This is a genomic window from Brumimicrobium mesophilum (assembly GCF_003025005.1).
GTDB lineage: Bacteria > Bacteroidota > Bacteroidia > Flavobacteriales_D > Crocinitomicaceae > Brumimicrobium > Brumimicrobium mesophilum.
This window is the reverse complement of record NZ_PVSS01000001.1, coordinates 74,573-89,935: the sequence shown is the minus strand read 5'-3', so window position 1 is coordinate 89,935 and position 15,363 is coordinate 74,573. Positions and strand designations below refer to the sequence as shown.

The following is a 15,363-nucleotide window of genomic DNA, read 5'->3' as shown; positions in this document are numbered from 1 at the left end:
TAATTTAAAATTATAGGTTCTTTTTGTTTGTTATACATCGGTTCTCAAAAAGAAAATGTCAACAAAACTAATTGTTGACATTCCTCGTAATTTTATCTCAATTTTACTTTCTCAGTGTCTCCAAAATGGGTGTCTCACCTGATATAATCTCAAAAGTTTGATTGTGTCTTACATCATCTTCCAATGAGTCAACCAAAGTTTGAGCAACATCTGACCTTGAAATTTCACCTTGTTTTCCAAGTCTTTCTTGAAGCTCAACCTTACCCGTTCCATTTTCATCATTTAAGGCTCCAGGTCTAACAATGCTGTAGTTAATTCCACTTGATTTCAAATATTCATCAGCATTGTGTTTTGCTTTTAGATAATCTTGAAGTTCTGGCGCTTGTGAAGGATTATCAGCTCCCATTGAACTCAGCATCACAAATTTCTTGGCGCCTGCATTCTTTACAACATCTGCAAAGTGCTTAGCCCCTTCTTGGTCAACTTCCTTTACTTTTTTTCCTCCTGAACCTGCTGCGAAAATTGCTTTATCTACGTTTTTTATAGTGTTGGACAAGTCGCTTTCTAAATCTCCTAGAATAGTTGAAACATTATATTTTTCAAATTCAGTTTGCTGATCTTGTCTTCTAACTAAAGCAACAGGCGTATATTTATTAGAATTTTTTAATAATTCGATGACAATTCTTCCTGTGGTTCCATATGCTCCAGCGACGAGTACACTTTGTTTTTTATTTTCCATTGTTTGTTGTTTTTTTATTAATTTGAATGAACTATTTATGATAGTTACAATTTAAGGAATTATGAAAAACTAACAAAGGTGATTATGAAATTTTGGATAGAATATACCTTGATTTAATGGTTTTTAACGGTTACTAAAAAGTAATAAACTAGTTATGTAATTTTTAATGTCAATGTTAGGCAAACATTTTAACTTCGTATATACTTATTTTTAATTGATGCTTTTTATTTCTGCTTAGTAGCTAAAAAATCACATCTCATTTTGGGGACTACTTTTTCTAATAAATGGAAGTGTCGATCGATTTTTTTGAGCGTGAATTCCTGATGCAATTAAAAGAACTGCTGCACCAATGATTGCCGTCCATGTTATCGATGGGATTTCACTTGAATGTCTTACGGCAATAGCTATAAATGCCCAAATAAAGACTGCCGCATATTCTCGCATATTTCTATTGAAAATCATGAAAAGTCCTAGTAGCGAAGTAATGGAAATCATGATAATTGTCCAAGTAACCTCTGACAAGCCACCATTCCAATTTAACTTCGAAAGATAAGCTGAAATATTTGCTACTGTCGCAACACTAATCCAACCAAAATAGAGGTCAATTGGCCACCATACGAGAGCAATATATTTAGTTGAAGCATCCCATCTTTCCATATTTAACTTAAGTGCTGTTAGGGTTAACATCAGTAGAATAAAAACCATTACTATTACAGAAATTCCGGTTTGTTCAGTTAGCCAAAACCAGAGCCATAGTGCATTTCCTAAGTGGGCCAATATTAGTGTGGGCAGGGCTTTTGAAATAGTTTTGTCCTTTACTTCACTTTTAAACGCGAGAACCAACATGTAAATACCAAGCGCAATTAATCCAAGATAAATAATTCCCCAAATGGAAAATGCATAACCCGCAGGTGTAAATAAATTACGTAGATTCTCGCTTACTGATCCAACAGTTTTGTTATTTATCATTCCAGAATTTGAAACATAATTCCAAAATATCAATGCCAAAAGAACCATCATGTGCAAAACAGCTAAAATCTTATCTCTTCTCATGGTATTAAAAATAAAAAATTAAACTAAAAACAAAAAATCCGTTTTTGCAATTGGAGTTGCAAAAACGGATTTTACTAATTAAATGTGATTGTAGAAGTTTATAAATTATACCGATTCAGACATCTCTTCATGCTTTCCTTCTGCAATTTCCTCTACGATTTTTTTACAGAAAGCTGGTAAATCATCAGGGTTTCTTGAAGTGGTTAGTCCACTATCTACAACCACCTCTTCATCTACCCAATTTGCTCCGGCGTTAATCATGTCGGTTTTAATACTGGAATAAGATGTGATTTTTCGGCCTTCTAAAATTCCTGCTTCTGCAAGTAACCATGGTCCATGGCAAATTGCTGAAATTGGTTTTTTGTTTTCTGCAAAACTTCTAACAAATTCAACTGCTTTTTTATTATTTCTTAATAAATCTGGATTAATCACTCCTCCCGGTAAAATCAGCGAGTCATAATCGGAAACAGAAACTTCGTCAACTGTTTTATCGACATCATATTCATTTCCCCAATTTCCATCATTCCATGACTTAATTTTCCCACTTATTAAACTCACCACGTGAACGGTTGCCCCAGCGTTCTCTATTGCTTTTTTAGGTTCTGTAAATTCCGATTGCTCAAATCCATCAGTTACTAAAATTGCGACTTTTTTGTTCTTTAAGTTTTCCATTGTACTTTTCTTTTTAATGTTTGTAATTTTGTTTTTACTAAATTACATTGTTAACAAGAAAATTTTTCTAAAAATTAATCAAGAGATGTGAAAGAATGTTATGTCGAATGGCAAATATTAGTCCAACAGTGTTTCTTAAAACTAAAACCTCCAAAATCTCAATAGGGAGTGTTAAAAATGAAATATTCAGAGTTTTATTTATATACCAAAACAAAGGAACTTTTTATATACATTTTTGGATAGTCTCTCATTATATTTTGATATTCCTAACATCTTGTCTATTATCCCAAAATGACACAATTTTTATATAATCATCCTTAACCTCATAGAAAATAAGATAAACCTTCATAGGAATAACTCGAGTGATTTTATTTGAAGTAATTCGTCCAATAAAATGACTTTTAGAAACTGTATTAATAATATTTTCTGTCTATTTAATTATTTTCAGACTGTATTTCGATTAACCGTTTCTTTGGAAATAGTATTCAAGAACTTGATGAAATTCTTCTTTATCAATATCTGACCAAACTACTTTTTTAATAACCATTCTCTCATCTCTGAAATTACACTAGCATTTTCTGAATATTGACCGTTTTTTATTTGTTTTCTTCCTATTGAAATGGATTTTCCTGTTCAGGTGATAATTCAAAAGTATCTTGGTCAGAAGACTCAAATAATGATTGAATCGATTTTAGAAATTCTAAATCATTAGAGTTTTTAATTCTGGAAATTATTTTTTTTGATTTGAGCCGTTGTTTCCATTTCTATATACTTTTCAACTGTCTATCGAATTTACATTATTTTTTATTGAACTTGTATAAAATTAGCAGGCGTTTATCTTAACCTCTCAAACGAATACCCCCCAAAACTTCCACAATGTGTCAGAGAAATTGCTAATTCTAGCTCTTTTTCTACATAGTACAACCGCGGAATTCCATTTAGGATCTTTTCAATTTTTAATTTGGCTATTTCTAAATTGTACGTTTGACTCAAATCCTTTAAAAGATGCTTTCTTAAAATTTTACTTTGTAATTTAACGTCATTTCCAATATTAATAACTTTACTCTTAATATTAAGATTTTCATTTCCAACGACGGTAAAAATATATGCTTGATTAACAATGGATTTGCTTTTTAAATTCAATTTTTTAATCTTTATGTGGCCATTTAAACTTTCGAATTGACATTCAATTGTTTTAGGATTGTAAAATGGCTCTCCACCTGCTTGGATAAAAACTTTGTATGCACTTTCTTTCATGCTCCACAATTGCCAAACGGTTATGAAAGGATCTTTCGAAGTAGCAATAAGCTTTTGCTCGGATTCTGTGAATATCTTCTCAATAAAACCTGGTCTTTTCCAACCTAAGCCATTCGGATCCTTTGAGCGCTTCGTTGCTTCAATATCGATGATATCGTTACCGACCATTATTTTTTTGAAACTTTTTGTTCGATAATTTCTAAAGCAGCCTTTACACTCAACATTTTATCCATCGAATCGTTGTCGATTTCAATGTCGTATTTGTCTTCTATATCTAAAACTATGTCCACAAGGTTTGCTGAATTGATCTTTAAGTCTTCTATAAAATTTGTATTTTCATGTAAGTTTTTAAAAGCTTCTTCATCTTGTATATATGGTTTTATTAAGGCTTTTAATTCTTCTATCATTTTGTCTTTATCGCTCATTATAGTTTGAATTTTTTAAATATTATACATCCGTTTACATCTCCAAAACCAAAACTCGCTTTCGCAACGATGTTAACTTTTTTATCTATTAATTTTTGAGGTATTTTTTCTGCTGAAATTAGAGATGTAATCTCTTCGTTTAAATCTTCACAGTTGATATTTGGAAAGATAAAGTTATTGTGAATTTGTAAAACACTTGCCACACTCTCAATTGCGCCAGAGGCAGATAAACAATGACCAATCATAGATTTTAATGAATTGATATGTGGAAAATCATCACCTTCTAATTTTAAAGCTTGAGACCAATTTTCTATTTCTGTGAAGTCTTTAATCGTTGCCGTTAAATGTCCGTTAATTGCATCTATTTCTGAGGCTTTTATGTTAGAATTTTCAACCGCTTTTTGGATACAGCGCTGCACTGATTCTGAGTTGGGAGCAGTCATTGAACCTCCATCTCTCTGTCCACCAGAATTAACTTCACCACCTAAAACTTCCGCGTAGATTGTAGCATTTCTTTCCAGTGCACTTTCCAAAGATTCTAAAATTAAGGCTCCAGCACCACTTCCAGGAACAAATCCTGAAGCTGTTGCACTCATTGGGCGTGATCCTGTTTTGGGGGATTCATTGTGTTTGTAAGTCAGGACACGCATGGCATCAAAACCTCCCCAGACATAAGGACCTTCATCGCTTGTTCCTCCGACTATCATGCGTTTTGCTCTCCCGGCTTTTATGCGTTCAAATCCCATTAAAATAGCCTCAGTTCCTGTGGTACAAGCCGAAGAATTTGTGGTGACTTGATTTCCTAGTCCTAAAATTCCGCCTAAATAAGCGCTTACTCCACTAGCCATGGTTTGCGCAACCACAGTACTTCCTAAACGCCTCACTTGTTTTTCGTCCACTTTGTAAATGGCTTCTCTGAAACGTTCAATTCCAGAAGTTCCTGCTCCGAAAACTGTTCCACTGTCATAATCTGTGGATTCCGAAATTGATAATCCAGCATCTTTCCAAGCATCCATTCCTGCCATACAGCCATACAGAATACCTGAACTATTGAAACCACGCAATTGTAATTCCGTTAAATATTCTCGTTTTAAGTCTTCAGAAACTTCTGGTTTTCCACCAATACAACAAGAGAACTCTAATTCTTTTAATTGTGGGAAAAATTTGACTCCTGAAGTTCCATTTTTTATGGCGTGCGTAAACTCTGTTAATCCAATTCCATTTGGAGCAACTACACCTAGACCAGTTATAACGACTCTATTTTCCATAATTCTCTTTTGAAATGTTTACCTTATCTTGATGTTTTTACTGCAATCATTCCAGCAATTTTACCACGACAAACCAATTCATCCTTTAAGTTAAACATTTCAACTTTACATTTCAATTTATTAAAGCGGAAATATTCTTTTTGACTTTTTACGATTACTTTTTCATTTGGAAAAACGGGTTTGAAGAAGTCTATCTCAGAAGAGCTTAATGCAATTTGAATTTCATCCATTTTTTCTCCTGACTCATTCATCAAATAAATTCCAAAACTCACCAATCCGATTTGAGCCATCGTTTCGATTAAAATTACGCCTGGAGTAACCGGATTGTTTTTAAAATGTCCTTTATAAAAATCACTTGAGGCATCAAAAGTGAAAGTTCCAGAAATTCCATTTTCATTAATTTCAATTATCTCATCTACAAAAAGAAATGGCTTTTCGTAAGGTAGTTTTGCTATGATCTCCTTGAAATTCATCATTTGAATTAACTTTATTATTTTCTAGCGTATTAATATTGTGATTACCATTTTAATAATAATCTTTGTGCAGTAAACCCAGGTCCGAAACTCAACATCAATCCAATCTCTCCTTTTTGTGGATTTTGCTCCATGAATCTTTCTAAAACATACAAAACTGTGGCACTGGACATATTTCCATAGTCTTTTAAAACGCCTTTTGTGTTGTCAATGTTCTTTCCTAAAGCGCCAAATAATTCTTCAATCGTTTGTACAATTTTCTTTCCTCCCGGATGAAAAATTAAGTGATTTACATCGTCGATTTTTAAACCATTTCTTTCCAAAAATGGATGAACAATCATAGGGAAATGAGCAGCGATTTTCTCAGGAACTTCTTTGTCCAAAACCATTTGAAGTCCTGTGTTTTTCAATTCAAATCCCATCATGTGTTCTGCATTATAAAAGTGATACATCGCATCATCAATTATTTGTGGTCCATCTTCGTTTTCATACGAAGAAAGAATGGTACAAGCACAACCATCTCCAAAAATTGCAGCACTTACAATATTAACCATGGAATAATCGTCAATTTGAAAAGTTGAAGTAGGAGATTCTACGGCAATCACGGCAGCGCGTTTATTGGGATTTGCCTTCAAGAAATTATTGGCGTAAATCATTCCAGAAACTCCAGCTACACAACCCATTTCTGTCACAGGGAGTCGGACGATGTCTTGCTTCATATTCAATTTATTAATCAAATAAGCATCAACAGACGGAATCATAATTCCAGTACAACTCACGGTAATGATATAATCAATATCGCTAGGTTTTAAGTTGGCTTTATCTAGTGCTTTTGTCAAAGCACCTTCTGCCAATTTTATAGTTTCGCGCTTGTAAATGTCATTTTTTTCTTCGAATGAAGTTTTCAAAAAAACCTCCTCAGGTTCCATAATTGAATACCTTCTATCTACGCCAGCATTTTCAAAAAGTTTAATCACTTTTCGCTGGTATCGTTCTTCATGACCATCCAACCAAATTTTGAGGAATGGGATAATTTCTTCAGTTGTCCTTGAATATGAAGGCAATTGTGTAGCTACAGATGTTATTTTTACGCTCATGATTTCTTAATTATCCATTGGAAACGAAATGCCCAACGCCAGGTTATAGTGCTTTTATAATTTATTTCTTTCGAAAATCTTTCTAGATCTTCACGTTTAAATGCTTTTAAAATGGAAGTTAAGCCATCTTCTTGTGTCATTTTATTTTTAATTCCAGATGTTATTATATTGAAAAGAATGTACGCCATTTTATGTCGGTGCAAATCATTAATCAATACTCCAATTGTGGAATTTTTCACCAAAGTTTGAACGAGTTTCAATGCTACCTCATCTTCAAAATGATGAAGAAATAATGTACACATTGCAATGTCATATTTATGTGCTTCAAATTGATCTCCTAAAACATCTTCTTTGCTAAAAGTTAATTCTGGAAAATCAGCTGAAAGTTTATTGGCGTAATCAATAGTTGCTTGATTGGCATCAATTCCTAATAACTGAAATTTGTTGCCGTTTTTTCTACCAAATTCGGCAACTTTTCTCAACATATCTCCATTTCCACAACCAAGGTCGACTATACTAATTGTTTTTTCCTTAGGATGATTAACTAAAATTTTCTTCAGGCCATCAATGGTAATTTTATTTCCACCTAGCCATTTGTTGACTTTGGCCAATTGATCGAGGGAACTGATTAGTAAATCGCCGCTCATATCAAGATCATCCATGATCTCAACTTCTTTACTTCTGTGTTTTGTATTAACCATTTTAGAGTTCAGCTTTCATTGGTTTTCCGTGTGTTCTTTTAATAACTAAAGGCAAAATGGATGGAAAGGCTTTTAAAAATACCATAATTATTTCAGAAATTAAACCCAGTCGGAATAACCTTGCGATGATATGTCCATTTTTTAACCGATTGCTAAATTCTTTATTCCAAAGGGCAGTAAATTCCATTTCTAATTCTGTTCTTGATTTTATTTCTCCCGATTTAAATTTCAATATTTTTAAAGAAGCCATTTGAGCTGCTCGGATAGCCATACTCATTCCATTTCCGGCCAAAGGATGAATCATTCCTGCACTGTCTCCACACATTATAATATGGTTTTCTACAGGTTGTTTGGAAGAAAATGAAACTTGACTAATCGTTAAGGGATTGTCAAAATTCATTTCATAATTGTTAAAAACTTCTTTCAAATATTTGTTTTTACTGAGAACTTTCTTCTGAAAATCATCAATGTTTTTGTGCTTTTTAAATGACTTGTAATCGGCGATGTAACAAACATTGATCAGGTCGGTTTCTACTTTCGAAATACCACAATAACCACCTTTGAAGTTATGTAATCTAACTGCATTTTCGGGAAAATCACCTTTGTAATGTGCTTTGATTCCTAAGAATGGTGTTTTTTTCTGAATGAATTGACGTTCCATTTTAATATCCAGATTCGAACGTTTCCCAAAAGATCCAATCACAAGCTCTGAGGTGAATTGTAAATTCGAATTCGTGTGAACGGTGAAAAGGTCATTCTCAAATTGAATATCGTTCACTTTTTCATGTGAAATTTTAGCACCATTTTGTTGTGCTAATTTCGCTAATTCCCAGTCGATACAGTAACGACTAATTCCAAATCCTCCCAACGGTAATTTCGCGCTTACTGATTTACTTTTGTTTGTGCTTAAAGAAAAATTCACAATGTTTTTTGCACCAAAATCGAAAGGGTTAAAACCCAGAGCATTCAAATAGGGGAGGACTTCATTGGAGATATATTCACCACAAACTTTATGTTTTGGATATTCATTTTTTTCAATCAATAGTACAGATAAGCCTTGCTTAGAAAGGTGCACAGCACTCGTTAGTCCGGCAAGTCCTCCTCCAACTATGATTGTGTCGTAAGTCATGAATAGTTTTTTGTAGAGTTAGTGAGTTTTTATAACAACTTTGTCAATATATTTAATAACTATTTCTGTTTCTGTTGGATTTCCTGAAAATGAACCATATCCTCTCTGCCAAGAAAAGTTTTTTAAACTCTCATCTCTCGTTTTCATCCATTTCGAAGAATTAGCTTTTATTTTCTGCATTAAAGCCATAAAAGTTATTTTGGGAGAATGCATACATAAAATATGGATATGGTCTGTATAGCCACCAACCTTTAAAACTCGGCATTCCAAATTGTTACAAATTCCAGTTATATATGCATGTAGTCCTTTTTCAAAAGGAGGGTGAATCATTGCTTTTCTAGCTTTTGTACTAAATGTAATGTGTATAAAATGAATTGGTAATGATTGTCCCATGGTTTTTTTTAATCTTTAAATTACAACTTTTCGTCCACTTATGGAGTGATGATTGGGAATTAAGTGTTGAAAAGAATGAAATCCTTATGGTGTCGTACCTTCGGCACTTGATTTGGATCTGTTCTATTAGCCTAGGACTTTCGTCCTAGGCTAATGCATATCGTACCTTCGGCACTTGTGTTTATACTAAAGAGTCATTATCTATGGAATAATTATCATATATTAAATCAAAGTGAATGTTTTTCCATAAAATTGTAGGTCAGCTGAAGAATGAAATATTAAAATTCCATTCCATGTCAATCTCACAAGAAATTAAGGTCATTTTTCGAGTGTTTTTTACAAATTAGTCCTAAAAGGACGATACGAATAATCCTAGGAGGTAACTCCTAGGTGGATTGTAACAATTCGTTCTAAAGTCCTAAAAGAACGACATAATAAAACCTCCATCGACATCAATCCCATAAGTAGTTTTCATCATATTTCACTTTATATTATAATTTTGCTTTTTGACTGGTATTGCTCATTTAATCTTCCCCCAAATAAACATCAAAATTAACAACCAAACTTCCATTGGTGTCTTCTGGTATAATTTGTAGAATTCTCAATTCAGCTTTATCTTTTGATGCCCAAGGATCTTTTTCGATATTTGGATCTCCTTTAAAGTAAATTTGAGAAATGAGTTCTTTACTGTTTCCCTCCGTAACTCGGAAATGAATGTGAGCAGGTCTATAAAGCACGCCATTCAAATACTTTCCGGGCAAAATTGTGTCAAATGAATATTCTCCCTTCGCATTTGTAATTAAACGTCCCCTTTGCCTGAAATCTTTTGAATTGTTGTCGTATTCACCTTCAGTATTACAATGCCAGATTTCCACCATAGCTCCTTTGAGTGTGGTTGTACAATCTGAACTATATACTTTTCCTTTTAACTTTATTCTAGTTCCTTTTAGTCCAGGGGTCGTTAAATTTGATCTGAGAGGGGCGTCAGGTCTATAAAATGGACCCAGAATATCGTTCGTAGTTTCACAGTCTCCTCCGAATTTTCCATTGGGTAGCTTGATGATTGAACCAAATGTTGACAAGCCTAAAACTGTGAATGCTGAGGTGAATATAAATTTTTTTCTGTCCATTTTAGTTTTGTTTCAATTTGATGAAATCTATTTATTAGAAATCAATGATTTTTTTATTCTTAATCAAAATTCGAGCCTATAAATACTTAATGAATTTTATTCTACTCTAACACTTTTGCGAGGAAAAATCTTCGAAACAATATACCCAACAATCATTGCTAATGCAAAAGAAGGCGCTAATACATCCAATTCAATTAAATATTCTCCTATTCCTTCCATTTTTGAGAACACAAACTTGAATAAAATAACAGACACAAATCCAGTAATCATTGAAGCAATTGCTCCTTTTTCGGAATAGCCTTTCCAGAAAAGTGATAGAATAATTACAGGACAAAAAGTTGCGGCAATTCCAGACCATCCAAAAATCATGATCCAAAAGACTTCTCTTTCGGGATAGAGGAAGTAGAGTAAAACAGCAATTCCAAGTGCAACTAGGGCCATTCCTATAGTTACTAACCTAGAAAATTTAGTTAAGTCTTCATCTTTTAAATCTGGTCTGAATATTTTCTGATAGAAGTCTCTAGTTATCGCACTTGATGCAATAATTAGAAGTGAATCTATCGTTGACATAATTGCCGAAAGGACTATCGCAATAAAGATGGCTACTAGAATTGTGGGTAGGAATTCATTTGTGATCATGCTCAAAACATTCTCCCCTCCAGTTCCTAAAACTTCTACCGGATCTTGGCTTGAATCAGTAAAATATATTCTTGCAAGAATTCCAATTGTTACTGCTGCAGCGTCTGTTAGCAGTGTAAATAACAACGCGACCCATTTCCCTTTGTCAATTTCTTTTTCCCTTTTTATGGACATAAATCGCACATAAACTTGCGGTGCTCCAAGGAAACCTAAACCAATCATAGAGAAACCGAGAATAGTGAATAAGTTCATCCATCCATCATCGCTTCTTCCCATAATTTGGGTGAGTGTTGGATCAATTGCATTTAATCCTTCTGTTATTCCAGTACCATGATCCATTGAGAACCAAACAACAATTGGGAGCAGAACCAATCCGAAAAACATTAAAATTCCTTGGAACATATCTGACCAAACTGCGGCTACAAATCCACCAATAAAAATATAGACCAGAACAATGCAGAAACCAATTAAAACTCCAATTCGATAGTCAATATTCAACATTGATTCAAAAGCAATTCCAGTTACATCCATTTGAGAAGCAACATAAATAACCACGAAAACCACAATTGCTGAGGCAGATATAATTCGTAAAGTATATGTTGTTGATTTAAAATGACTTTCCAAGTAGTCTGGTATGGTAATCGACTTGTATTTGTCAGATCGCCGTTTGAATCGTTTGGCCATGAATTGCCATGAAAGAAAAACCCCAAGTAATTCACCTGCAACAATCCAATAACCAGAATATCCTGCAATAGCCCCCATTCCAGTTAGTCCAATCAAAAGCCATCCAGATTCTCCAGTTGCTCTAGCAGAAAAAGCAACAGCCCAAAAGCCCATTTTTTTTCCTCCCAAATAGTAATCGCTCATGCTTTTGACTCTTCGGGAAGCAAGAATTCCAATTAAAAATAGAATTGCAACATAAATTGATAAGACGACTAGTTTTGTTGCCATGGTTTGTCAGTTATTTCTATAAATATAGCATTACTGAAGGGGAATTGAAAGATTCGTTAAAATTATTTCGAGCGTATTCAAGTGAAAAGCAGTGTGTTGCAGTGTTTGGGTTAGCAATATTTAGACCTAATTTATAATTGTCTTAATGAAATATTTTCAAACCTCAACGGCATCTAGATAAGGATAACTATTGAGCTATCAACGTAGAGGTTTTAGAAGTGTTTAACACTAAATCAACGTTCATCATTAGCATATGCTAATACTGCATTTGCAATTTTATTCAAGGCTGTTTTACCATCTTTCGAACTTATATTCGAAGGTGGACCATTTGGAGTATTGTTTACATCAACGACATAAATCTTGTTGTCATTTTTATTTCTTAGCACATCTAATTCTCCGTATTCTAGATTTAGTTTTGCGCAATATTCATTCAGTAATTTAATTTCATCTGCACTTAATACATTATCGATAGGTTCTAAAACAGTATTCGTTGTTGTGTTTTTAAATCTTTCTGAAATGTCGCGGTATTTGATGTAAGCAAAATCAAGAACTTTATTTACCACAGGAACGCGAATATCCATTACCAAATTTTCTGAGTGCTTGTTGTCAATGAGAATTTGATAGATGAAACCATCTTCTATTTTATCAATTGGTCCAAGTAAAATTTCCCCATCATGTTTGGCATTAAGGTCATTTTTTTTAACGATTTCACCTTCATAAATAAGTGGATCAACGATAGATGAATAACCAAAAACTTCATTGTGAATTTTATCAATATGCTGCTTGCTTATGTCGCGGCTATGAAGGTTAATAATCTTTTTGGTTTTAGCTAAAGTTTCGAGAAATTGAAAATCCTTTCTAAATGTTGTGTTTTCCCAATAAACGCCTAGTTCAATATTTTTTGTTGGCTTATTTGTGATATTGTATCCTAGTACTTTACCGATTTTATAAATGGTAGAACTTCGACTTGGATATTCTGGAGACACAAGGATGGTTTTGCTTTTTTTTCCGTTGCGAAAATAATTTTTAATCAATAGGTTGAAATAGCTTATGTCCTTTGTGATTACTTCAAAAATAGGCATATTTTCATGGTATTTGTTGAAATACCCTCTGTACTTTGTTCTAAACAATTGCATTTATTTTATCATTAATCAAACTTAAAATTACATTTACTTCAAAAGAAAATAATTCTTCTTATCACCATTCAAGTACTACTTGTAAAGTTGGAATTAAATATAATCAAGGTCGAAGTTAAGTTATAGTTTCAAAAATAAAAATTTGTTGCCATAAAAAATATATTTCTTGCGTTTTTAGTCTTACGTAATGACTAGAAAATATGCTGAAAGAAATTATTCTATCATTAATTAGAATTGAACATTCTAAGAATAAATAAAACAAGGGAACTTGGTGCTAAAAACATATTCTAGTCCTTAGAAAACGCTATTGAGGAAATTGCCCAACAATGTATTCTCGAACACTGTCGAAATCTTCTTCACGTGAGCAGATTAAATTATCACTGAAATAGTTCTATTTTAAAACCCTCTTTGTGATTACTCCATTTTCTGATTCAATTCTCAACAAATAACTCCCTTTTGGTAAGAAATCAAGATCATTAATTCTTTCATTCTGAACGGTTCCAATTTTCGCTATTCGACCATCGATGTGAAGAATTGAATATTTTAAACCGCCTTTAATTCCTTCCAAATTTAATGTTGAAGTAAACGGATTGGGATAGACATTTACATTTTCTTCTGTGATAAACTCATTTGTTCCAAGGGTTGAGGTGATTCTTCCGAGGTTATTTATAGTTTGACCTTGATTAGAATGAAAATTACCTGCAATAAATAAATCATCATTATAATTATAATCTAAACTGTAAACCGGGCCATCCAAGATTGCTAAGGCTTGAACGGAATTGTTTACCAAATCGTATGTCGCTAAATTATCACCGTATGTCCATCCTACATCAAAGTGGAATTCTCCTCCAAAAATAAATTTATTACCACTGTTGAAAAGGCTTTTCGCTATTGCGTTTATTGAAAAATCGCCAGGGCCATATTCATTAAGAACTATAGGTTGTAATGTTGAATTCAGATATCTGCTGATGCAAATATTGTTTGCCGCAGAATCGCTACTGCAGGTTCCTCCAATAAATAAAGCACCTCCTATTTCTTTTACCACTTTTACAGTGTCGCTAACATCTGCTCCAATTCCAAACCAATCACCATAACTGTAATAATGAATCACCACATTGTTTACAGGCACAGCAACTGTCGTATTCATAAAGGAATAATGTACAAAAGTGGTGTCAAAATGACCTCCGTAAACTCTACCAACTCCACTTTTGGTCATATCAGAAATAAAACCATTAACGGTTGCTTTTTTTACCCATTCATCATTTCCTGAATTATGCCATATTTCATCATGATTAGGAAGCGAGTCACTGCGTAGAACTATTTCATAATTACAATCTATTCCTCCATAATTTATTAATTTACCAATTGCTCCACTTCTGTTGGGAATCTCCATAAAAGTCCAACTTCCATCATATTTTGCCAAAGGATATACTTGACCATTGTGTATTAGTTTTCCCACCACGAAGATTCCAGTATAAAAAGGTACTACATCATTAATTGTACCTTCAATTCCATTTCCTAAACAAGAAAGTTGATCATTTTTGTAGCTTCCAATTCCTAAGCAAGGTAAACTATCTAATTCTGAAAAGTCTCCCGCAAATAATACACTTTGGTCATGGGGATTCCTTATCACTTTCTTCACTGTTCCATTCGTTCCCTCTCCGATTTGATCGATGGTTTGAGCTGGAGGATATCCCGGTTGAATCCATTTCAATTCATCAAGGGTAAATCCAAATTCATTTGCCCATTCCACAAGTCCTTTTGTGTGAATATCTCTGATGTAATCGTAATTGTGTTTTTTACTTATTTTTGATACTAGAACTTCATGACCTGAAACATAAATCATCTGACCAACTGCGCAATTCGTTCCTAAATGATCTACAAAGTAGGGCGTTCTTACTGAATGATATAAATTGATAGGGAAAACTTTTTTGTCAGCATAATCTTGAAGTTTTTCCAGTAGATTTAATCTTTTGGAAACTTGTTCTTCGTTAAAATGAACTGGGATATTCGATTTTAATTCTTGTATAACTAAATTGAGATGCAATTGAATTCTGTCGACATCAGAATTGAAAGAGATATTTCCTTCTGGACAAGCCTCTTTAAAATGCAACCATTCTTTATTGACTTCAGAAAGATGTTCGAAATATGAATTTTCTTGATTGTGAATATTCGCTTGAGTTGATAAGCTAAAACAGATAAAAACGATGGTTAGAACTGTTTTGATTTTGAAAATAAATTGAGTAGAATTCATGTCTTTCGTTTTTTCATAAGTGTTTTTATCTCAACAATACCAATGG

Annotated in this window: 15 protein-coding genes; all 15 read right to left on the bottom strand. The window is 33.3% G+C overall.

Annotated features, from left to right (window positions below; all coding sequences use genetic code 11):
- Positions 1–103 precede the first annotated feature (103 nt).
- Positions 104–739 carry an SDR family oxidoreductase gene (locus C6368_RS00405; protein ID WP_107037196.1) on the bottom strand — a complete coding sequence of 212 codons (636 nt, stop codon included), beginning with the start codon at positions 737–739 and terminating at the stop codon, positions 104–106.
- Between the two features lie 249 nt (positions 740–988).
- Positions 989–1,792, bottom strand: a complete 804-nt coding sequence (locus C6368_RS00400; RefSeq protein ID WP_107037195.1) for a TspO/MBR family protein — start codon at positions 1,790–1,792, stop codon at positions 989–991.
- Between the two features lie 105 nt (positions 1,793–1,897).
- Entirely contained in the window at positions 1,898–2,464 is a 567-nt protein-coding gene (locus C6368_RS00395) for a type 1 glutamine amidotransferase domain-containing protein (RefSeq protein WP_107037194.1), read from the bottom strand.
- Positions 2,465–3,298: 834 nt separating this feature from the next.
- Positions 3,299–3,889, bottom strand: coding sequence for a 4'-phosphopantetheinyl transferase superfamily protein (locus C6368_RS00380; protein WP_107037193.1), 591 nt, complete (start codon positions 3,887–3,889; stop codon positions 3,299–3,301).
- Positions 3,889–4,146, bottom strand: coding sequence for an acyl carrier protein (locus C6368_RS00375; RefSeq protein WP_107037192.1), 258 nt, complete (start codon positions 4,144–4,146; stop codon positions 3,889–3,891). The genes C6368_RS00380 and C6368_RS00375 overlap by 1 nt, the downstream gene beginning before the upstream one ends.
- Positions 4,146–5,414, bottom strand: a complete 1,269-nt coding sequence (locus tag C6368_RS00370) for a beta-ketoacyl-[acyl-carrier-protein] synthase family protein (protein WP_107037191.1) — start codon at positions 5,412–5,414, stop codon at positions 4,146–4,148. The genes C6368_RS00375 and C6368_RS00370 overlap by 1 nt, the downstream gene beginning before the upstream one ends.
- A gap of 23 nt (positions 5,415–5,437) precedes the next feature.
- The gene (locus C6368_RS00365; RefSeq protein WP_107037190.1) at positions 5,438–5,887 is read right to left on the bottom strand and encodes a 3-hydroxyacyl-ACP dehydratase FabZ family protein; all 450 of its coding nucleotides are present in this window, start codon (positions 5,885–5,887) and stop codon (positions 5,438–5,440) included.
- Between the two features lie 44 nt (positions 5,888–5,931).
- Positions 5,932–6,984 (bottom strand): type III polyketide synthase, encoded by a 1,053-nt coding sequence (locus C6368_RS00360; protein WP_107037189.1) that lies wholly within the window; start codon positions 6,982–6,984, stop codon positions 5,932–5,934.
- The gene (locus C6368_RS00355) at positions 6,981–7,685 is read right to left on the bottom strand and encodes a methyltransferase domain-containing protein (protein WP_107037188.1); all 705 of its coding nucleotides are present in this window, start codon (positions 7,683–7,685) and stop codon (positions 6,981–6,983) included. Before C6368_RS00355 ends, C6368_RS00360 begins: the two co-directional genes overlap by 4 nt.
- Before the next feature lies 1 nt (position 7,686).
- Positions 7,687–8,814: an NAD(P)/FAD-dependent oxidoreductase gene (locus C6368_RS00350; protein ID WP_107037187.1), complete on the bottom strand. Its 1,128-nt coding sequence runs from the start codon at positions 8,812–8,814 to the stop codon at positions 7,687–7,689.
- An 18-nt stretch (positions 8,815–8,832) separates the two neighbouring features.
- On the bottom strand, positions 8,833–9,207 hold the full coding sequence (gene tnpA, locus C6368_RS00345) for an IS200/IS605 family transposase (protein WP_107037186.1): 375 nt from the start codon (positions 9,205–9,207) through the stop codon (positions 8,833–8,835).
- A 524-nt stretch (positions 9,208–9,731) separates the two neighbouring features.
- The gene (locus tag C6368_RS00340; protein WP_107037185.1) at positions 9,732–10,337 is read right to left on the bottom strand and encodes a dioxygenase family protein; all 606 of its coding nucleotides are present in this window, start codon (positions 10,335–10,337) and stop codon (positions 9,732–9,734) included.
- A gap of 96 nt (positions 10,338–10,433) precedes the next feature.
- Positions 10,434–11,927, bottom strand: a complete 1,494-nt coding sequence (locus tag C6368_RS00335; protein ID WP_107037184.1) for a sodium/proline symporter — start codon at positions 11,925–11,927, stop codon at positions 10,434–10,436.
- A gap of 233 nt (positions 11,928–12,160) precedes the next feature.
- Entirely contained in the window at positions 12,161–13,057 is an 897-nt protein-coding gene (locus C6368_RS00330; RefSeq protein ID WP_234369056.1) for a hypothetical protein, read from the bottom strand.
- A gap of 397 nt (positions 13,058–13,454) precedes the next feature.
- Entirely contained in the window at positions 13,455–15,317 is a 1,863-nt protein-coding gene (locus tag C6368_RS00325) for a T9SS type A sorting domain-containing protein (RefSeq protein WP_107037182.1), read from the bottom strand.
- Positions 15,318–15,363 lie beyond the last annotated feature (46 nt).

Coding starts and splice junctions, on each gene's coding strand:
- C6368_RS00405 (WP_107037196.1), bottom strand. CDS start 739: ATGGAAAATAAAAAACAAAGTGTACTCGTCGCTGGAGCATATGGAACC.
- C6368_RS00400 (WP_107037195.1), bottom strand. CDS start 1,792: ATGAGAAGAGATAAGATTTTAGCTGTTTTGCACATGATGGTTCTTTTG.
- C6368_RS00395 (WP_107037194.1), bottom strand. CDS start 2,464: ATGGAAAACTTAAAGAACAAAAAAGTCGCAATTTTAGTAACTGATGGA.
- C6368_RS00380 (WP_107037193.1), bottom strand. CDS start 3,889: ATGGTCGGTAACGATATCATCGATATTGAAGCAACGAAGCGCTCAAAG.
- C6368_RS00375 (WP_107037192.1), bottom strand. CDS start 4,146: ATGAGCGATAAAGACAAAATGATAGAAGAATTAAAAGCCTTAATAAAA.
- C6368_RS00370 (WP_107037191.1), bottom strand. CDS start 5,414: ATGGAAAATAGAGTCGTTATAACTGGTCTAGGTGTAGTTGCTCCAAAT.
- C6368_RS00365 (WP_107037190.1), bottom strand. CDS start 5,887: ATGAATTTCAAGGAGATCATAGCAAAACTACCTTACGAAAAGCCATTT.
- C6368_RS00360 (WP_107037189.1), bottom strand. CDS start 6,984: ATGAGCGTAAAAATAACATCTGTAGCTACACAATTGCCTTCATATTCA.
- C6368_RS00355 (WP_107037188.1), bottom strand. CDS start 7,685: ATGGTTAATACAAAACACAGAAGTAAAGAAGTTGAGATCATGGATGAT.
- C6368_RS00350 (WP_107037187.1), bottom strand. CDS start 8,814: ATGACTTACGACACAATCATAGTTGGAGGAGGACTTGCCGGACTAACG.
- tnpA (WP_107037186.1), bottom strand. CDS start 9,207: ATGGGACAATCATTACCAATTCATTTTATACACATTACATTTAGTACA.
- C6368_RS00340 (WP_107037185.1), bottom strand. CDS start 10,337: ATGGACAGAAAAAAATTTATATTCACCTCAGCATTCACAGTTTTAGGC.
- C6368_RS00335 (WP_107037184.1), bottom strand. CDS start 11,927: ATGGCAACAAAACTAGTCGTCTTATCAATTTATGTTGCAATTCTATTT.
- C6368_RS00325 (WP_107037182.1), bottom strand. CDS start 15,317: ATGAATTCTACTCAATTTATTTTCAAAATCAAAACAGTTCTAACCATC.